Below are 18,942 nucleotides of genomic sequence, written 5' to 3'. Positions count from 1 at the left end.
ACGAATCAGACCCTTCGGGGGTTTGATCCTTTCGGTCTGAGACCAACGCCGACGATCCGGCTGCCTGTAGGCAGGGAGAGGTCGTGTAAGGTTCGTGTCTGTTGACGCATGTTATCCGTTTTCAGGTTCACTCAGGTGCCTGGGTCTCACGTCGTATTCGTAAGCTGGACGGCCCGGCCCTGCGTGGCAGTGATTCTTCGCGATGTCGCCCGCGGTTTTCTGCGCGGTTTTTTCTTCTCCCGGGGACAGGGTTCAGTCTTTCCAAGATCTGGCCTGGTACTCCGGGAGCATTTACTTCGCCGTTCCCGGTAGTGATTGGGTGCACGGCGTTCAAACTCTCGAATAGTGTCGGTATACTTCTGCCGCTCCGGCTTCTGACTTGAGTTGATCAGGCCGTAGACAAACGGCAGAGCACGCCGGAATATAACAGTATTCAGGTTGTCGTTCAATCCTGCATTCATGTCACCACCATAGGAATTCCATGTCCCGCAAGCCCGCGAACAAGAAGCCAGCCAGAGTCAGGCCCGACAAGGCGGCACCATCGCCCATGGGAAGGGGTGGTGGTGGGGCGGTGGCACACCGCGGCGACGTTCGCCAGGGGGTGCGGTGGGTCACTGTGGGTGAGGACAATGAAGGTCAGAGGGTGGATAATTTTCTTTTGGCGCAGCTGCGCGGCGTGCCGAAAAGTATTATCTACCGCCTGGTCAGAAAGGGCGAGGTTCGGGTCAACAAGGGTCGGGTGAGGCCAGACACCCGGCTGAAAACCGGTGACCAGGTGCGGATTCCTCCCGTAATTCGCAAGGAAAAGCCGGAGCAGGTCGCGCCCGGCTCCCGGGTGCAGGGGGTCATTGAGGCCGCGGTCATTTTCGAGAATGAACAGATGCTGGTGGTCAACAAACCCTCCGGCATTGCCGTTCATGGCGGCAGTGGCCTGAGTTTCGGTCTGATTGAAGTCTTGCGTTCGGCCCGGCCATCGGCAAAGTTTCTGGAGCTTGTGCACCGGCTGGATCGTGACACGTCCGGCCTGGTTATGGTGGCCAAGAAGCGCTCAGCACTGCGCTATCTGCAGGACGAACTTCGCCAGAAACGGGTAAGAAAGCACTACCACGCGTTGGTGGCCGGTGACTGGCAGGCCAGTGTTGACCGGGTTGATGTCCCCCTTCTGCGTTACGAGATGCCCAATGGCGAGCGTCGGGTGAAGGTTGACGAATCGGGGAAAGCGTCATTGACTACCTTCCGTTGCCTTTATCGTTATCAGGGCTACAGCCTGGTGGAGGCCTCACCCATAACCGGGCGAACACACCAGATCAGGGTTCACAGTGCCTGGGCGGGTCATCCGATTGCAGGTGACGACAAGTATATGGATGATGTCAGCCTGAAAGCGTTCAGGGCGATCGGTGGGCAGCGCCTGATGCTTCATGCCAGGGCTCTCGAATTTACCTTGCCCGTGTCGGGGGAGGCCGTGCGCCTTGAGGCTCCGTACGACGATGCATTCAGCGAGGCGCTGGAAAAACTTGGGGCACGCATTAAAGGAACAGGTCAATGAACGTCAGAGTGGTTATTTTTGACTGGGACGGGACGCTGGTGGATTCGGTCGAGCACATCGCCGACAGCCTGCATCAGGCGGCGACCGATCTGGGTTACCCGGCCCTGGAGCGTGAGGCCTACCGGGATATAATCGGTCTTGGTATGGTCGAAGCGCTGGAGAAACTTTATCCGGGCATCAGTTGTGACGAGATGAATAGTATCCGGGAGGGCTATGCGGGTTACTTCTTCAGCAAGACCACCACGCCCCAGAATGTGTTTGAGGGTATGGCGGATGTGGTGGCTGACCTTCGCGGTTCTGGTCGCAGCTGTTCCGTCGCCACCGGCAAGAGCCGTCGGGGGCTCGATTCGGCCCTCGTTTCCAGCGGGCTTGGCAGTTATTTCGAGATAACCCGGTGCGCGGATGAGACCCGCTCAAAGCCGGATCCTGCAATGCTCGAGCAGATTCTGAATTTCTACGGAATTGAGCCGGCCGAAGCGGTAATGGTCGGCGACACCCGCTACGATCTCGAAATGGCCCGGCGTATCGGAATGCCTTCCATCGGTGTCGAGTGGGGCGTACACAAGCGTGATGTTCTGGGTGACTATTCGCCCCATGCCATTGTTGATACCGTGCCCGGCCTGCGCCGGGTACTTGGGCTCTGAGCGAGCCGGATTAGCCAATTTAATCGATGTTGCTGACAGGATGAATGAATGAGTGACTGGGATTCCGATAAGTCCCCTGATTGGGGAGATGAGCCAGTGGAGCCTGAAAAGGACAGTAAGCCGTTGTTTGGCCGCAAGTCGCCAAAATTGCCGCCGGAGTCCGGCCGGGACTGGAAACTCATTGAAAAACTGGTGATGTCGCTCCAGGCCGAGCAGCGTAGAAGCCGCCGGTGGGGGATTTTTTTCAAGCTCCTTACCTTCGGTTATCTGATTGCGTTGCTTTTCATGCTGAAGGCTCCGTTCGGAGACACTTTGAGCAGTGTCTCTGGTAAGCATACCGCCCTGGTTGAGATTAACGGCCCGATAGCGGCGGATGAGCTGGCGAGCGCCGATAATATTGTCGGTTCGCTTCGTTCTGCTTTTGAGGAGCCAAACTCGGTGGCGGTGATTCTTCGAATCAACAGCCCCGGCGGAAGCCCGGTTCAGTCGGGGTACGTATACGATGAAATAAAGCGGCTGCGTGAAGAATATCCGGAAAAGAAAGTGTACGCCGTGATTTCCGACATCGGCGCTTCCGGGGCTTATTATATCGCCTCGGCCGCCGATGAGATTTACGCCAATCGTGCCAGCCTTGTGGGGTCCATTGGCGTTGTTGCCGGTGGCTTCGGCTTTACCGGTGTGATGGAAAAGATTGGGGTTGATCGACGCCTGTACACAGCGGGTGAGAATAAGGCCTTCCTTGATCCTTTTTCGCCAGAGCAGGAAGAAGAAGTGATGTTCTGGCAGAGTGTGCTCGAAAACACCCATCAACAGTTCATTGAGGCGGTAAAGCAGGGTCGGGGTGATCGGCTGGCCGATGATGAGCGTCTGTTCAGCGGTCTGGTCTGGAGCGGCGACCAGGCGGTCGAGCTCGGCCTGGTGGATGGGGTGGGCAGCGCTTCGCACGTCGCCCGGCAGATTATCGGCCAGGAAGAGCTGGTGGATTACAGTCGTCGCAAATCGCCGCTCCAGGACATTGTTGACCAGCTTGGCGTTGCCTTCGGGACGGGCTTTGCCAGTCAGCTGATGGAGTCCCGTCTGGAGCTTCGTTAAACCCGGGGCGCATCAGGCCGGTTTTCCAGCAGCGGATTCCGGCCCCAGCGTCGCAGCATGTCGTTCAGGGCAATCAGTGGTAGTCCTACGAGACTGTTCGGGTCCCGGCCTTCCAGTGCTTCAAAAAGAGTGATGCCAAGGCCTTCCATCTTGAAGCTGCCAGCGCAGTCATAGGGTTGTTCCCGTCGCAGATAGGCTTCAATTTCCGCGTCGGTCAGCTGTCGGAAGTGAACGGTGTAAGGTTCGCAGTGATGCTCCAGTTTTCCAGAATCCGTGTCCAGCAGTGCAAGACCAGTGAGGAACAGGACCCTGTGGCCGCTGCTCAGGCGTAACTGGTACCTGGCTTGTGTGTGATTTCCGGGTTTGTTCAGTATGGAGCCATCCGGCAGGCAGGCTACCTGGTCAGATCCAATAATCCAGTGGCCGGGAAATCGCTCTGTCAGGGCCCTGGCCTTGGTCTCCGCCAGGCGGGTTGCCAGCGCCTCCCCGGTTTCGTCATGAATTGGTGTTTCGTCAATATCAGGGCTGGCGCAACTGAAGGGCAGGCCGAGCCGTTCCAGAAGCACCTTGCGGTAAGGTGACGACGAGGCCAGCAGCAGGGGGTTTTGCCTCATGTGTATTGTCCTTGGGGTAGCGGGGAGGAAGAACTGGAGTGCGCTTATCGTAAATTACACTTACCTGCACGGGAACCCCTGCCCAAAAAGCAACGAAGTCTTTGACACTAGAGGGCTGCGCCCCTAAAATTGCGCGCCTATGTCAAAAGCGCCAAACGCCGAGTTACCCAAATCTGTTGATCCTTACCGGTTGGCGGAACAAAACAGCACTCTGGAGGGAATCATTCCCCTCAGCGGGCTTGGCCGTTTCCGGGAAGCTGTTCTGGGGTTTTCAGAGAATGCTGCGTGTCGGGTGAAGTTGTCCTTTTATATGGACAGTGAGCGTCGTCGTGTTGTCTCGGGTGAGCTGGAGGCTCCGGTGGAGCTGGAGTGTCAGCGCTGCATGGGTTCCATGGGCGCGACACTGGTTTCCCGGTTCAGCCTGGGGTTGGTAACCAGTGATGAACAGGCGAAACAGCTGCCGAACGAGCTTGAGCCTTACCTGACCGATGATTTCAGTGCAGATCTTTGGTCAATGGCAGAAGACGAGCTGTTGCTGGTACTGCCACCGTTCCCGCTTCATGATCGGAATGAGTGTCCGGCCCGGGAAGATCTGGAGGCTTACGAGCCTGAGGGCTCCGCGGCACCGCCAGTGAGAAAGTCGGGCGAGAACCCGTTCAGCGTGCTGGCGGATCTCAAGAAGACAAAGCATTAACCGGGCGCGGGTTTCCTGAGGGGAAGCCGGCGCCCATCAAACGAACACACGTTACTTTCCGAGTAATACAAAGTTTACGTTAACAGGTCAGGAGCATAATCATGGCTGTACAGAAGAATCGCAAAACCCGTTCCAAGCGCGGCATGCGCCGTTCACACGACGCTCTGAGCACTGCCGCTCTGAGCACCGACGCGACCACCGGTGAAGTTCATCGTCGTCACCACGTGTCTCCAGACGGTTTCTACCGTGGTAAGCAGGTAATCGAAGCACGCGACGAGTAATCTCGTTGTCGCTATGCACCGCACGGAATCGGATGGCAGAACGGTGAAGCCGGTCACCATTGCGATTGACGCCATGGGTGGCGACCGCGGAGCCGCGGTTGTGGTTGCTGCGTCGCTACAGGCGGTGCGTGAAAACGAAGCCTTGAGCATCGTTCTGGTCGGAGTCCGGAGCGAGCTTGAGGCTTTGTTGCGTGAGGGGCATGCAAGAATCCGCATTGTTGAGGCGGCAGATGTGGTGCGCATGAATGAGCGCCCGTCCCATGCGCTCCGTCACAAGAAAAACTCATCCATGGCCATTGCCCTGAGTCTGGTCCGTGACGACGAAGCTCAGGGCTGTGTCAGTGCCGGGAACACCGGCGCCCTGATGGCGTTTGGCCGTACCATCATTCGCATGTATCCGGGCATAGAGCGACCGGCTATCGCCAAGCTGATTCCCTCTCTCCGCGGGCGTTGTCACGTCCTTGATCTTGGTGCCAATGTCGATTCAACCGCCGAAAATCTCTATCAGTATGCCCTGATGGGCTCCCTGATGGCCTCGGCTATCTGCCAGCAGGCGGAACCCCGGGTGGCCTTGCTGAATGTCGGGGAAGAAGAGATCAAGGGCAATGAGCAGGTCCGTCTGGCCTCTCACATGCTGGCCCAGTGCGACACTGTCAATTACATCGGTTACGTGGAGGGGAGCGATCTGTTCCGGGATGTGGCCGATGTGGTTGTGTGTGACGGGTTTGTCGGGAATATCGCCCTGAAAACCGGTGAAGGCGTTGCCGGACTCCTGATTGAGTTGATGGAGCAGGCTTTCACCCGGAATCTCTACGGCAGGCTGGTTGGTCTGCTGGCCAGGCCGATTATTGGCCGGCTGCTTCGGTTGATGGACCCCTCCCGTCACAATGGCGCCAGCCTGCTCGGGTTGCAGGGCGTGGTTATCAAGAGCCATGGCAACGCCAACGAGCGAGCCATGCTGTCAGCCATTCGTCAGGCTGTCAGGGAAGTTGAACTGGAAGTGCCCCGCCGGATCAATGAGCGCCTCGACGACCTCATGCTTTGAGCGCCTGAGACTAAAGTCTGTCCCGATCTGGCCACACATTCGCGGATAATTGGCCTACCTTGTACTATTGGCTAATCTCCCGTAACCCTTTAATGACGATAAGATCCCGCTTATGAAATCAGCCTTTATTTTTCCCGGACAAGGGTCACAATCCGTTGGTATGCTTTCGGCGGCCGCTGAAACCTGGCCCATTATCAACAGAACCTTTGCTGAAGCTTCCAATGTATTGGGCTACGATCTCTGGCAGCTGTGCCAGAAGGGCCCGGCCGAGGAGCTTAACAGAACCATGGTCACCCAGCCTGCACTGCTGACAGCCAGTGTCGCCCTGTGGCGCCAGTGGTTTGTTGCAGGCGGCAGCAAGCCGGACTTCCTCGCTGGCCACAGCCTGGGCGAGTACAGTGCCCTGGTTGCCTCCGAGAGCCTTGACTTCATTGAAGCGGTAAGGCTGGTTCGCCTTCGTGGAGAGCTCATGCAGGATGCGGTGCCGGCAGGGGAAGGCAAAATGGCGGCTATCCTGGGTCTTGAGGATGATGATGTCGTCGCTGCCTGTGAAAGCGCTGCTCAGGGCGAGGTTGTCTCCGCCGTGAACTTCAACGCCCCCGGGCAGGTGGTAATAGCCGGTTCGGCGGCTGCCGTCGAACGGGCCATTGAAGCCTGCAAGGAAAAAGGCGCGCGCAAGGCCATGCCTTTGCCGGTCAGCGTTCCGTCCCATTGCGCCCTGATGAAAGGCGCGTCGGAAGAGCTGGCAAAAGCCCTGGATGATGTGCGCTTTAATGATGCTGTCATCCCGGTTATACAAAATGTTAACGCCGCGGCCGAGACGGAATCCGCTACACTGAAGGCCAATCTTCTGAAGCAGCTCTATTCGCCGGTCCGGTGGACGGATTCCGTTCGTACCCTCGTGAGTAACGGTGTGGAAGTGGCTGTTGAATGCGGTACCGGTAAGGTCCTGGCCGGACTTGCAAAGCGTATTGACCGGGCACTGGCGGTTCACAGTATCGAAGATCCGGACTCGCTGGCGAAGGCGCTTGACGCGTTCAGCCAGTCCTGAAACGAAAGGGAGTGATTCATGTCTCTGGAAGGTAAGATTGCACTGGTAACCGGTGCGACCCGCGGAATTGGCCAGGCGATTGCCCGTGCATTGGCCGAGCAGGGCGCTGAAGTCATCGGTACGGCCACCAGCGCCGGCGGTGCCGAATCCATCACCAACGATCTGCAGTCTGCCGGGCTCAAGGGCTACGGCATGGTTATGAATGTGGCAGATCCCGCCAGCATCGAGGCGGGTCTGAAGGAGTTGACCGAGAGATCCGGTGCGCCGCTGATTCTCGTCAATAATGCCGGCATTACCCGTGATAACCTGCTGATGCGCCTGAAAGACGAGGACTGGGCGTCGGTTCTGGAAACCAATCTGTCCAGCGTCTATCGCACCAGCAAAGCTGTGCTTCGTGGAATGGCGAAGGCGAGGTGGGGTCGGATTGTCAATATCAGTTCAGTGGTTGCAGGTATGGGTAATCCCGGGCAGGGTAACTACTGCGCCGCCAAAGCCGGGGTGGAAGGCTTTACCCGAAGCCTTGCCAAGGAAATGTCGAACCGGGGCATTACCGCGAATTGCGTGGCGCCGGGATTTATTGACACGGATATGACAAAAAAACTGGACGACAGGCAGCGCGAGGCTATGCTGGAAATCATACCCGCGGGTCGTCTGGGTGAGCCGGAAGAAGTGGCAGCTGTGGTTGCCTTCCTGGCATCAGATGCCGCCGGATACGTGACGGGTGAAACCATCAATGTAAACGGTGGAATGTACATGGGATAAGCTTCGTTCCGGAGCCTGTGCGCAACTCCTTGTCGCACAACATGTTTGACAGAATCCCTGCTTGTTTGCAGGTAGGGTTTAAACTAAACTGGCAGCACTTGAGTTGCTTGGTTGACACACAAAGTGAGGACATTATGAGTACAGTTGAAGAGCGCGTTAAGAAGATCGTTTGTGAACAGTTGGGCGTTAAAGAGTCCGAGGTTCAGAACTCATCTTCTTTTGTAGAGGATCTTGGCGCTGACTCACTGGACACCGTTGAGCTGGTTATGGCCCTGGAAGAGGAATTTGAAACCGAGATTCCTGATGAGGAAGCCGAGAAGCTGGCAAGTGTTCAGGACGCGATCGACTACATCGTCGCGCACACCTGATACTCTGCATTCAAGAAAGCCAGGCAAAAAGCCGTCCTTGTGAAACATCGGGGGACGGCTTTTTTATTGGCTGAAAATCAGGTTCAATCCGGGTTCAGATTTATACGGACAAGATCAGGTGCAAGGGGTTATGAGCAAACGGCGAGTTGTTATCACAGGCGTGGGCATGCTGTCTCCACTGGGAAATGACGTGGAGTCATCCTGGGAAGGTATCCGGGCAGGACGCAGCGGGATCGGAATGATCGACCGTTTTGACGCGTCGGGCTACAACACCCGGATTGGGGGTGCCATCCGTGAGCTGGATATGGAGCCATACCTCTCGACCAAAGACGCCAGAAAGCTTGATGCATTTATTCATTATGGCCTTATTGCCGCCCAGCAGGCGGTGGACGACAGTGGTCTTGAGGCTTTTGAGGCGCTTGACCGGGAAAGAGTGGGGATCGCAATCGGCTCCGGGATCGGTGGTCTCGAATACATCGAGAAAAGCGTTCTGACCATGGACAAGTCCGGCCCTCGCAAAGTCTCGCCTTTTTTTGTGCCGGCCTCCGTGATCAACATGATTTCCGGCAATGCGGCGATCCGTTTCGGCTACCGTGGTCCCAACATCGCAATCGTTACCGCTTGTACCACCGGCACTCACAATATCGGCTATGCTGCCCGCACTATTGCTTACGGGGATGCCGAGGTGATGCTCGCCGGTGGCTCGGAAATGGCAACAACGCGTACCGGGATGGCGGCCTTCTCTGCCGCCCGGGCACTTTCTACTCGCAACGACCAACCCACCAAGGCAAGCCGGCCATGGGACAAAGACCGGGACGGATTTGTGCTGAGTGACGGTGCGGGTGTCGTTGTCCTTGAAGAGCTGGAACACGCGAAGCAACGAGGTGCCACAATTTATGGCGAGGTTGTCGGCTTCGGCATGAGCGACGACGCCCACCACATTACCGCGCCGCCGGAGAATGGCGAAGGAGCGGCCCGGTCCATGGCGAATGCGATCCGGGATGCCGGCCTGAAGCCGGATGAAATCGATTATATCAATGCCCACGGCACGTCAACCCAGGTGGGAGATGTGGCGGAAGTGGCTGCTGTCCGGCGTATATTCGAAGGCCATGCCGACAAACTTGCCATGAGCAGCACGAAATCCATGACCGGGCATCTGCTTGGTGCTGCCGGTGCGGTCGAGGCGATTTTTTCGGTGTTGTCGATCCGCGATGGGGTGCTGCCCCCGACCATCAATCTGGACAATCCCGATGACGGATGCGATCTGGATTTTGTTGCCCACGAAAGCCGTAAAGCGGATGTGCGGGTGGCTTTGTCCAATTCCTTCGGATTCGGTGGTACCAACGGAACCCTGATTTTCCGTCGCTTTGAAGGCTGACCATGGCCGTTTTTCGCCTGTTTTGGGCAGAGGAGGGCGGTCTGCCAGCGGATGACCGGGGACTGGCCTATGGTGATGGCCTGTTCGAAACCATCCGTATGGTCGGGCAAAAAGGTGTTCTTCTTTCCCGGCATCTCGAGCGTATGGTGCGGGATGCCGGCAGGCTTGGTATTCATGTTTCGCGCCGGGAACTTGCGACTGTCTGTACCCGGGCCGGCCAGCGTTTTTCTGAGCGATTCACCGATGATGGCTGGATTCTCAAACTGACCCTGACCCGTGGTGGAGGTGGTCGTGGTTACCGCCCGGACCCAGGCATGGTGCCTAACCTGCTTGTGTCTGCGTCGCCACTGGCTTCCACACCCGATGCTTCTGGTGTTGTGGTCGATTTCTCCAGGGTTCCGCTGACGGTCAACCCTTTGCTTGCCGGCATCAAATCCCTGAATCGGCTTGAGCAGGTAATGGCGGCAGCCGATCTTGGCCAGTCCCTATTTGAAGTCATAATGTCTGACGGCGACGGCAATCTCGTGGAGGGTACCCGGACCAATCTTCTGCTGCGGACGGATAATGCCTGGGTGGCGCCGCCTGCTGCCTGCCTGGCCGTTGCCGGAGTCCTGCGCCAGTGGCTGTTGGAGCGCCTGAGACAAAGGGGGGAGGCGGTGACGGAGCGGCCGTTAACGGTCGAAGACGTACTGGGCCCGGAATGCCAGGGCCTGTTTCTCCTGAACAGCGTTCTCGGTATTGTTCCGGTTCGCACGATTGCCGGTCATGATTTGCCTGTCGATAGCGGACTTGCGACAATCTTCAATCCTCTCGAATTACTGGAATAAATCGTTTGCTCAAGAAGTTATTGCTTGCGAGTGTTTGTGTTGCCGTGCTGGCCTCGGCCGGAACCGGGCTGTGGGTCTGGCAAGGCCTTCAGGGTCTTGAAAAACCAGTGACTCTGGAAGAGCCGGTGCTTTTTAACGTTCCCCAGGGGGCCACCTTCACGGAAGTGGTTCAGAGACTGGAAGCGCAAGGGCTGGTCGGGCAAAGCCTGTGGCTCAGGCTCTATGGTCGCCTGAATCCGGAGCAGGCCCGTATCAAGGCCGGTGATTATGAGTTTCTCAATGGCATGAGTCCGAAAGCCATGGTCAGCCTCATGGTGTCCGGGGATATCAAACATTGGTACGTGCAGTTCATTGAGGGCTGGACGTTTCGGGACATGCGTGAAGCCCTGGCGCGCGCTGAGCGGTTGCAGCGGGTAACGGGCGAGTGGACCGATGAGCGGATCATGTCCGCCGTCGGGGCTGAAGGAGAGCATCCTGAGGGGCGGTTCTTCCCCGACACCTATGCCTTTACCAGTAATGAGACCGATCTGGATATTCTGAAGCGGGCCTTCAGCAAGATGGAGACCGTTCTGGCGGAGGAATGGGAGGCCCGGGAGGAGGGTTTACCCTACGACAGCCCCTATGAAGCCCTGGTCATGGCCTCTATTGTGGAGCGGGAAACCGGTGCACCTGGCGAACGGGATCAGGTGGCCGGAGTGTTTGTCCGCCGTCTGCAAAAGGGAATGCGGCTCCAGACCGATCCGACCGTTATTTACGGCATGGGCGACAGCTACAAGGGCCGGATTGGCCGGAAAGACCTGCTTACCCATACGCCCTATAACACCTACCGGATTGATGGTCTCCCTCCCACGCCGATTGCCTTGCCGGGGCGCGATTCGATTCATGCGGCTCTGCATCCGGATGACGGGGATGCACTCTATTTCGTCGCCCGTGGTGATGGCTCCCACAAGTTTTCCCGCACCCTCGCCGAACACCAGAAGGCCGTGCGGGAGTTTCAGCTCAACCGTCGCCAGGATTACCGGTCTTCTCCGGCACCGGAAGACGGCTTCTCGGGTACTGATGGAGGCGCCGGATGAGTGCTCGGGGAAAGTTCATCACATTTGAAGGCACCGAAGGTGTTGGTAAATCGACACAGCTCGCCAATGCCGCGAGAACCCTGAAGGGCCTTGGTGTAGACTTTATCGTGACCCGGGAACCTGGCGGGACGCCCATGGCAGAGGCCATTCGTGAGCTGTTACTGTCTCCCAGGGATGAGCCGGTGAACGAAACCACGGAGCTTCTCCTGATGTTTGCGGCGAGAGCGCAGCATCTGTACAACCGCATACTGCCGGCTCTGGATCAAGGCAAATGGGTCCTGTGTGACCGCTTCACAGACGCGACATATGCCTATCAGGGCGGTGGAAGAGGCGTGCCGGTTGAACGGATCACCCTTCTGGAAACCCTGGTCCAGGGTGAAATACGGCCTGATCACGTCGTGCTTCTGGATGCCCCGGTTGAAACCGGAATGGCCAGGGCTCGAAAGCGAGGTGAGCTGGACCGTTTTGAACAGGAAGACCTGGAATTCTTCCAGAGAATCCGGGATGCCTATCTGGAGAGGGCCGTGGCGCTACCCTCCAGGTATCATGTGGTTGATGCGGCACTTCCGCTGGAGGTGGTGTCTGAAAGCGTTTCCAGAGTGTTGACAGGGCTGTTCAGGAGCTCCGGGTCGTCCTGAAAGGTGCTGGGATTTGCGAATGCTTTCCCCGGCATTCGTGCACTTTTTGTAATGATCTGCTTTAATTGATGCACATTCTCAATTATAAGCCGGCAGTTTTAATGCTCAATACGAAACTTCTGAAACTTCCAATAGCCGCTCACCAGCACAAACATGAACATCATCAGATTGTTGTCGGAGTGCGGGGAGAAGCTGAACTGAGCGTCGATGGGACCGGGTCCCATCTCGACACATGGAAGGCCTGTTTCGTTCCAACTGAAGCCAGACACGACTATTGTGGTGATGACAAAAATCATGTTCTCGTCATTAACCTTGACCCGCTGACCCCGGCCATCAATACACCGGCTCATGCCGACTATGAACGGATGATGCGGGTGTTTGAAAAGCCACGGACCCTGCAGATGGATAGTCGTCTACAGGGGCTGGTCCAGTTTGCTGCCGGCGAGTTTGATCGTGCACCGGACAACATCACCCTTCAGCAGCATCTGGCTGCAAGTATTCTTTACTGTATGGCTGACCGGATCAGTGACCGGCATGCCAAATTCCCGAATCGTTACAGCATCAGCCCTGAAGCCGTTCGACGTTATATCCTCAAAAACCTCCATCGCAAGATTACGGTTGAAGACATGGCCGGCGAAGCCTGTCTGAGCGTCAGCCGGTTCCACGAGGTTTTCAGGGAAGTGGCTGGCATTACACCTCACCGGTTTCTGTTACTCACCCGCCTTGATCAGGCAGCTGAACTGCTTGTGTCCACCTCTCTCTCGGTGTCCGAAATCAGTTATCGAACCGGTTTTTCTTCCCAGAGCGCACTGACTAATGCGTTGCGAAAGTATAAGGGTACAACACCGTCCCGGTTGCAATTCCGTGAAAACGTGGCCTGATATGGTCCGTGTTTAGAGTGGTACCGTAGGATTCTGTAAAAGAATCGTAGGATTTTGCAAGCCTGAGATCCGTAGTAATACTAACTTATAGCAGCTGGAGGCCCGTCTGGCGCAATTGCTCAAGGCAGCTGTCGCAATCCCTGGATGGTTGGCTATATTCAAGGAGTGCTTTTGCAGTGTATCGCCTTGCTTCAATCAGAATGGGATTCGGGTATACAAGAAGAATAGTACAGCATGCTGGCGTTGGATCGGCTCTGTGCTTCGCGAGCGGATCTAATCCGACTCATTAAACCGGAGGAGCCTTATGGCTATTGGTGTTTGGATCAGTCTATTTGCATATTTTGCGCTCATGATTGCCATCGGCATTTTTGCAATGCGCAGATCTACTTCTTCGTCTGAAGATTATATGCTGGGCGGGCGAGCTCTCAGTCCTAAAGTGGCGGCCCTTTCAGCGGGCGCTTCGGATATGAGCGGATGGTTGCTTCTGGGGCTGCCGGGGGCGTTGTATGTTTCCGGTCTGGCCTCAGCCTGGATCGGTATTGGCCTGTTTGTGGGTGCCTTTTTTAACTGGGTGTTCGTTGCGCCCCGGCTCCGGGAACAGACGGTGCATTACGGTAACGCCATTACCATCCCGTCCTTCCTGGCGAACCGGTTCCCGACCCAGGCATTGTCGTTGAGAACGGTGTCAGCAGTTGTCATCGTTATTTTCTTCGCGGTCTATACGGCGTCCGGCCTCGTTGCGGGCGGCAAGCTGTTTGAAAGCGCGTTTTCCGGAATTTTCAATTTCGGTGGTCTGAGCGATTACGCGGTGGGTATCGTGATCACCCTGGGCGTCGTGCTGGCCTATACGGTTGTGGGTGGTTTCCTTGCGGTGAGCATGACGGACTTTGTTCAGGGCTGCATCATGATGCTGGCGCTGGTGATCATGCCAGCCGTTGTGCTCTTTGGTGAAGGCGGCGGTGGCTACGCCCAGGCGTCCCAGACCCTGAATGAAGTCGATCCCACGCTGTTGTCCTGGACCGAAGGGCTTACCTTTGTCGGTTGGCTTTCAGCCGTAACCTGGGGGCTTGGCTATTTCGGTCAGCCGCACATTATTGTGCGCTTCATGGCCATCCGCACGTTAAAAGAGGTCCCGATTGCCCGCAACATCGGCATGAGCTGGATGGGGATTTCACTCTTCGGTGCCATCTCTCTGGGCGTGTTCGGCCGCGCATACGCCGTGCGCAACGGCCTGGATGTTGCGGATCCGGAAACCATCTTTATCATCCTGTCTGACCTGCTTTTCCATCCGCTGATCACGGGTTTCCTCTATGCGGCTCTTCTGGCTGCGGTCATGAGCACCATCTCCAGTCAGCTTCTGGTATCGTCTTCTTCACTGACCGAGGACTTCTACCGTCTGTTCCTGCGTAAAGAAGCAACGGATAAGGAGTGCGTGGGCGTAGGCCGGATTTGTGTGGTGCTGGTGGGTCTGGTTGCAGCCGTTATCGCCTCCGATCCGAACTCTCAGGTTCTGGCGCTGGTCGCGAACGCCTGGGCAGGCTTTGGCGCCGCATTTGGTCCGCTGATTATCCTGTCGCTGATGTGGCCGCGTGCCAACGGCGCTGGTGCCATCGCAGGCATGGTTGCCGGTGCGGCCACCGTCATAATCTGGATTTCACTGGGCTGGAACGGAGAGTTCATGGGTGGTCCTGGCGTGTACGAGATCATTCCGGGCTTCATTGCTTCCTGGATTGCCATCATGGTTGTGAGCCTTGCCACTTCCGACGCTGGTGAGTATCAGCACATCACCCGTTGAGGCAAGGGGCGCGTGAGCGCCGGAAGAAGGAACGGGGCTCCGGGAGGAGCTCTGTTACGACTGACAAGCCCTCCGCCCCCGGCGGAGGGGTGTTGCATTTGGTGCTTCGTATTTTTTAGCGGAGCAGGTTGCGACTCATACCAAGGTCTAGAGTTGGCCTCATGAACTGGTAGATCCCCGTCCAAGCCGCTACCTTAATAGGGTTGCATCTCAGTTGCGGACTAAAATAATGACGAAAGGACGAAGGGTTATGAACAAAAACCAATTTCTGACATCCACCGTGGGCGTGCTGGCGGCCGCCCTCTTTTCTTTTTCTTCCGGGGTGCAGGCGGAAGGGAACTACGTGATGGGCACCGCGACAACCGGGGGCACCTATTACCCCGTGGGCGTTGCCCTTTCCACTCTGATCAAGGTAAAGCTGGAGCCCAAGACCAATATTTCCGTTTCTGCCATCAGCTCTGCCGGTTCCGGCGAGAATCTCAAGCTGATGGACGAGGATCAGATTCAGTTTGGTATTCTCCAGGGACTTTACGGCGCATACGCCTGGAACGGCACCGGGCCGGTTCCCAAGGCCTATAAGAACCTGCGTTCGGTGTCCATGCTCTGGCAAAACGTTGAACACTTTGTGGTGTCCAGGGAATTGGCGGAAACCGGCACCATTGCCGATATGACCAACCTTTACGGCGAAAGCTTTTCCATCGGCGCCCGGAATTCCGGCACCGAAGGCTCCGGGCGCTTTATCCTGGGCAAGGTCGGCATTGACCTTGAAAAGATTGATCTGGCTTATCTCGGCTATGGGCCCAGTGCAGACGCACTTCAGAACGGCAACATCGATGGCATGAACATCCCGGCCGGCGTTCCCGCGTCCGCCGTTACCCGGGCCTATGCCAACATGGGCGACGACATTACCACCCTGAACTTCACCGAAGAGCAGCTCGCCAGTGTGAACAGTGATTTCGAGCTGTGGACACCCTATACCATCCCGGTGGGCACCTACCCCAATCAGGACGAGGTGATCGAAACGATTGCCCAGCCCAACATCCTCGCCGTGCGGGCGGACGTTACCGAAGAGGATGTTTACCAGATCACGAAAACCATTTACGCCAACCTGCCGTTCCTGAATAACATCCACCCCGCCACCAAGGCGATGGCGCTGGAAAAAGCCATTGCCGGGCTGCCCATGCCGCTGCATCCGGGCGCTGTCCGGTTTTATCAGGAGCAGGGGCTGACCATTCCTGATCGGCTGATTGCTGAGTAATCGTGGCTGAACGGGAAACAGGCGAACCTCCGGTGGAGGTTCGCGACGAAAGCGCCAGCGAAGCGGCTGAACGACTGGGTCACTGGCTGATCGGGCCGGTGATTTTCTGGCTTGCCATCGGTGCCGCGCTGATTCACCTGTACTTCAACACCCTGTCCACGTTGTCGACCTTGTGGACGTCGGCGTTGCATTTCGGCATTTTTGGTCTGATCTGCGCCCTGACGACCCCCATGCTGAAGACCCGCTCGGTCACCGGTCAGCGTGTGGTATTTGGCGTGGATGTGGTGCTTGGTCTGGGGGCATTGGCCTCTGCCTTCTACCTGATCCTCTTTGAAGATGACCTATACCAGCGCGGCGTCAACTTCAATACAGCGGACTGGATCGTCTCTATTGCCGCGGTGATCCTGATTCTGGAGTTCGCCCGCCGGACCGTCGGCTGGTTTATTCCGCTCCTGTGTATTGTCGCCCTGTCCTATGTGGCCTGGTGGGGCCAGTATGTTGACGGTATCTTCAACTTCCCCGGCCTTTCATGGGAAACGGTACTATTCCGTTCCTACCTTGGGGGCCAGGGTATGCTGGGCTCGATCGCCCGGATTTCCTGGACCTACGTGTTCATGTTTATCCTGTTCGGTGCCTTTCTGGTTAAGTCCGGCGCCGGCGACTTTATTATCGAGCTGGCCCGCTGCGCCGCCGGCCGGTTTGTTGGCGGTCCGGGTTTCGTCGCGGTCTTCGCATCGGGCCTGATGGGGTCGGTATCCGGCTCCAGCGTAGCCAATACGGTGTCTACCGGCGTGATTACCATACCGCTGATGCGCAAGGCAGGCTTCCCGGCCCGTTTTGCCGCCGGGGTTGAGGCGGCGGCATCCACCGGCGGCCAGTTGATGCCGCCGGTGATGGGCGCAGGGGCGTTTATCATGGCGTCCTACACCCAGGTGTCCTACCTCACTATCATTGGTGTGGCGGCGTTACCCGCCTTGCTGTACTTCCTCTCGGTGGCCATGTTCGTCCGGATTGAGGCCAAACGCAGCCACGCGGTCGAGCTGGAAGACGATCAGGCGCCCACCCTTAAGGACGTGATGAAAGACGGCTGGCATTTTCTGCTGCCACTGGTGGTACTGGTTGCAGCGCTTATTTACGGATTTACCCCCACTTACGCCGCAGGCATCGCCATTCTCTCAGTGATCGTGGCTTCCTGGCTTTCCAGGCACCCGATGGGATTCCGGGATATCCTGGACGCATTGGCCATGGGGGCGCGAAATGTAACCACCACGGCCATTCTGCTGATCGCCGTTGGTTTGATCGTGATGGTGGTCTCCACCACCGGTATCGGTAATACCTTTTCCCTGATGATTACCGACTGGGCCGGTGGCAGCCTGGTCATTACCATTGTGCTGGTGGCCCTGGCATCACTGATTCTGGGTATGGGCTTGCCGGTGACAGCGGCCTACATTGTCCTTGCGACTCTGTCGGCACCCGCAATCTATAACCTGATTGCCCAGGGCCAGTTGCTGGAGTTGCTGATGAACGGTAACCTGCCGGAACAGGCGAAAGCCATCTTCATGCTGGCAGCCCCTGACAAAACGGCTTTGCTCAACGCTCCCATGGACCTTGCCACGGCCCAGCAGCTTCTTGCGATGGTGCCCGACACCTTCAGCACCCAGTTGCTTGAGCAGGCGCTGTCGCCGGCGACCCTGTCGATGGTGTTGGTGGCCGCGCACATGATCATTTTCTGGTTGTCCCAGGATTCCAATGTGACACCGCCGGTGTGCCTGACCGCTTTCGCGGCGGCGGCCATTGCCGGTACCCCGCAGATGCGTACCGGATTTACCGCGTGGAAACTGGCCAAGGGTCTTTATATTGTTCCGCTGCTGTTTGCCTATTCGCCGCTGATCACGGGTGATTTCACTGAAATGATCCGGGTGTTTCTCTTTGCCCTGTTTGGCATTTACGCCATTATCGCCGGACTCGAGGGCTATCTGGAGCACAAGCTCCATCCGGTTGTCCGACTGTTGATGTTTCCCATCGGCGCGCTCATGCTCTGGCCTCATGGTCAGATCCTCCTGGACGGAGCCGGCGTCGTGATTTTCATCGCGGTTCTGGTCTGGAGCAGCCGTCGCGGCAGAGCTTCTCCGGCATTGGCTCGGGCCGGCCGGGCTGATTCATGACGGTAATCGATGTCCTGGCACTGCTTGCCATCGGTGGTCTGGCCGGGTTCATCAATGTGTTGTCCGCTGGTGGGTCCATGCTGACCCTGCCACTGCTCATGTTTCTCGGGTTGCCACCGCAGGTGGCAAACGGTACCAACCGGGTCGCCATTACCCTTCAGAGCATCACGGCGGTAGGTGGCTTCCACCGGATGGGGCATGGCAACCTGATGGTCAGTCTTCATCTCGCGGTGCCGGCGGTCCTGGGCTCACTGCTGGGAGCCTGGGTGGCCACCTCGGTCGCCGACGCGGTTTTCGAGTTCGTGCTTGTAGTCGCCATGATCGGCGCGTCTGTCTTCATGCTGTTGCCCCAACCAAAGCTGGACACCCGCCCGCTGACACCGGACCGGCTGGGCCCGGTGATCTATCTGGCCATGTTTCTGATCGGCGTCTATGGCGGCTTCATCCAGGTAGGTGTCGGCGCGCTGTTCCTGGTGGTCCTGTACCGCATGCTGCGGATTGATCTGCGCCAGGTGAACGTCTTCAAGGTTTCCATAATCTTGCTGTATACCTTGCCGGCCCTGGTGATTTTTGCGATCAGTGATCAAGTGCGCTGGGGCATGGGGCTGACGCTGGCCCTTGGCAATATTACCGGTGCGTTCATTGCGGTGCGGGTCAATCTGAGCGAGAAGGGCGCCCAGTGGGTTAAGTGGATCACCCTGGTGATGGTGGCGGCTATTCTGGTCCGGCTTATCGTGTATTAGTCCGCAACCCGGCCCGGACTCCAGCCGGTGTGCGCCCTCATCATAAAAAAACGCCAGCCCGAGGGGGAATATAGTAGAAGGCGT

At 57.3% G+C, this 18,942-nt stretch carries 19 protein-coding genes; 18 read left to right on the top strand and 1 reads right to left on the bottom strand.

All coding sequences use genetic code 11. The features are described 5' to 3' along the window. Positions 1–547: 547 nt before the first annotated feature. From rluC to D0851_RS04325, 3 genes are read left to right on the top strand one after another with little or no spacing between them, the layout of a single operon-like run. Positions 548–1,546, top strand: a complete 999-nt coding sequence (gene rluC / locus D0851_RS04335) for a 23S rRNA pseudouridine(955/2504/2580) synthase RluC (protein WP_413773552.1) — start codon at positions 548–550, stop codon at positions 1,544–1,546. Continuing rightward, a complete protein-coding gene (locus D0851_RS04330; RefSeq protein ID WP_117617519.1) occupies positions 1,543–2,190 on the top strand; it encodes an HAD family hydrolase in 648 nt (215 codons plus the stop codon). The genes rluC and D0851_RS04330 overlap by 4 nt, the downstream gene beginning before the upstream one ends. 48 nt (positions 2,191–2,238) lie before the next feature. Further along, on the top strand, positions 2,239–3,282 hold the full coding sequence (locus D0851_RS04325) for a S49 family peptidase (RefSeq protein ID WP_117617518.1): 1,044 nt from the start codon (positions 2,239–2,241) through the stop codon (positions 3,280–3,282). Here D0851_RS04325 and D0851_RS04320 read toward each other — a convergent pair. Then, on the bottom strand, positions 3,279–3,896 hold the full coding sequence (locus D0851_RS04320; protein ID WP_117617517.1) for a Maf family protein: 618 nt from the start codon (positions 3,894–3,896) through the stop codon (positions 3,279–3,281). The two genes, D0851_RS04325 and D0851_RS04320, sit on opposite strands and share 4 nt — an antisense overlap. A gap of 139 nt (positions 3,897–4,035) precedes the next feature. Between D0851_RS04320 and D0851_RS04315 the strand changes: the two genes are divergently transcribed. The 15 genes from D0851_RS04315 to D0851_RS04245 all read left to right on the top strand — a co-directional run bounded on the left by D0851_RS04315 (position 4,036) and on the right by D0851_RS04245 (position 18,858). Next, positions 4,036–4,590, top strand: a complete 555-nt coding sequence (locus D0851_RS04315; protein WP_117617516.1) for a YceD family protein — start codon at positions 4,036–4,038, stop codon at positions 4,588–4,590. Positions 4,591–4,691: 101 nt separating this feature from the next. Next, entirely contained in the window at positions 4,692–4,871 is a 180-nt protein-coding gene (gene rpmF, locus D0851_RS04310; RefSeq protein WP_117617515.1) for a 50S ribosomal protein L32, read from the top strand. 43 nt (positions 4,872–4,914) lie between these two features. Continuing rightward, positions 4,915–5,916, top strand: a complete 1,002-nt coding sequence (gene plsX / locus D0851_RS04305) for a phosphate acyltransferase PlsX (RefSeq protein WP_376788069.1) — start codon at positions 4,915–4,917, stop codon at positions 5,914–5,916. Positions 5,917–6,028: 112 nt separating this feature from the next. After that, a complete protein-coding gene (fabD, locus tag D0851_RS04300; RefSeq protein WP_117617513.1) occupies positions 6,029–6,967 on the top strand; it encodes an ACP S-malonyltransferase in 939 nt (312 codons plus the stop codon). A gap of 18 nt (positions 6,968–6,985) precedes the next feature. Next, complete coding sequence (fabG, locus tag D0851_RS04295; protein ID WP_117617512.1) at positions 6,986–7,729, top strand: 3-oxoacyl-ACP reductase FabG; 744 nt, start codon at positions 6,986–6,988, stop codon at positions 7,727–7,729. 134 nt (positions 7,730–7,863) lie between these two features. Then, on the top strand, positions 7,864–8,097 hold the full coding sequence (acpP, locus tag D0851_RS04290; protein ID WP_012136033.1) for an acyl carrier protein: 234 nt from the start codon (positions 7,864–7,866) through the stop codon (positions 8,095–8,097). A 130-nt stretch (positions 8,098–8,227) separates the two neighbouring features. After that, positions 8,228–9,475, top strand: a complete 1,248-nt coding sequence (fabF, locus tag D0851_RS04285) for a beta-ketoacyl-ACP synthase II (RefSeq protein WP_117617511.1) — start codon at positions 8,228–8,230, stop codon at positions 9,473–9,475. Positions 9,476–9,477: 2 nt separating this feature from the next. Beyond that, a complete protein-coding gene (locus D0851_RS04280; protein WP_117617510.1) occupies positions 9,478–10,302 on the top strand; it encodes an aminotransferase class IV in 825 nt (274 codons plus the stop codon). A 5-nt stretch (positions 10,303–10,307) separates the two neighbouring features. Further along, positions 10,308–11,378 (top strand): endolytic transglycosylase MltG, encoded by a 1,071-nt coding sequence (gene mltG, locus D0851_RS04275; RefSeq protein WP_117617509.1) that lies wholly within the window; start codon positions 10,308–10,310, stop codon positions 11,376–11,378. Continuing rightward, positions 11,375–12,016 carry a dTMP kinase gene (gene tmk, locus D0851_RS04270; RefSeq protein WP_117617508.1) on the top strand — a complete coding sequence of 214 codons (642 nt, stop codon included), beginning with the start codon at positions 11,375–11,377 and terminating at the stop codon, positions 12,014–12,016. The genes mltG and tmk overlap by 4 nt, the downstream gene beginning before the upstream one ends. A 101-nt stretch (positions 12,017–12,117) precedes the next feature. Then, the gene (locus tag D0851_RS04265) at positions 12,118–12,897 is read left to right on the top strand and encodes an AraC family transcriptional regulator (RefSeq protein ID WP_117617507.1); all 780 of its coding nucleotides are present in this window, start codon (positions 12,118–12,120) and stop codon (positions 12,895–12,897) included. A gap of 304 nt (positions 12,898–13,201) precedes the next feature. Next, positions 13,202–14,692 (top strand): sodium/proline symporter PutP, encoded by a 1,491-nt coding sequence (gene putP / locus D0851_RS04260; protein ID WP_117617506.1) that lies wholly within the window; start codon positions 13,202–13,204, stop codon positions 14,690–14,692. 250 nt (positions 14,693–14,942) lie between these two features. Beyond that, complete coding sequence (locus D0851_RS04255) at positions 14,943–15,950, top strand: TAXI family TRAP transporter solute-binding subunit (RefSeq protein WP_227539442.1); 1,008 nt, start codon at positions 14,943–14,945, stop codon at positions 15,948–15,950. A gap of 2 nt (positions 15,951–15,952) precedes the next feature. Then, positions 15,953–18,115, top strand: coding sequence for a TRAP transporter permease (locus D0851_RS04250; RefSeq protein ID WP_117617504.1), 2,163 nt, complete (start codon positions 15,953–15,955; stop codon positions 18,113–18,115). Further along, on the top strand, positions 18,112–18,858 hold the full coding sequence (locus D0851_RS04245) for a sulfite exporter TauE/SafE family protein (protein WP_117617503.1): 747 nt from the start codon (positions 18,112–18,114) through the stop codon (positions 18,856–18,858). The genes D0851_RS04250 and D0851_RS04245 overlap by 4 nt, the downstream gene beginning before the upstream one ends. The last annotated feature ends 84 nt before the right edge of the window (positions 18,859–18,942 follow it).

The organism is Marinobacter sp. Arc7-DN-1 (assembly GCF_003441595.1).
Classification (GTDB): Bacteria; Pseudomonadota; Gammaproteobacteria; order Pseudomonadales; family Oleiphilaceae; genus Marinobacter; species Marinobacter metalliresistant.
Note: the sequence above shows the minus strand (reverse complement) of the source record. Positions and strands in the feature narration are given on the sequence as shown.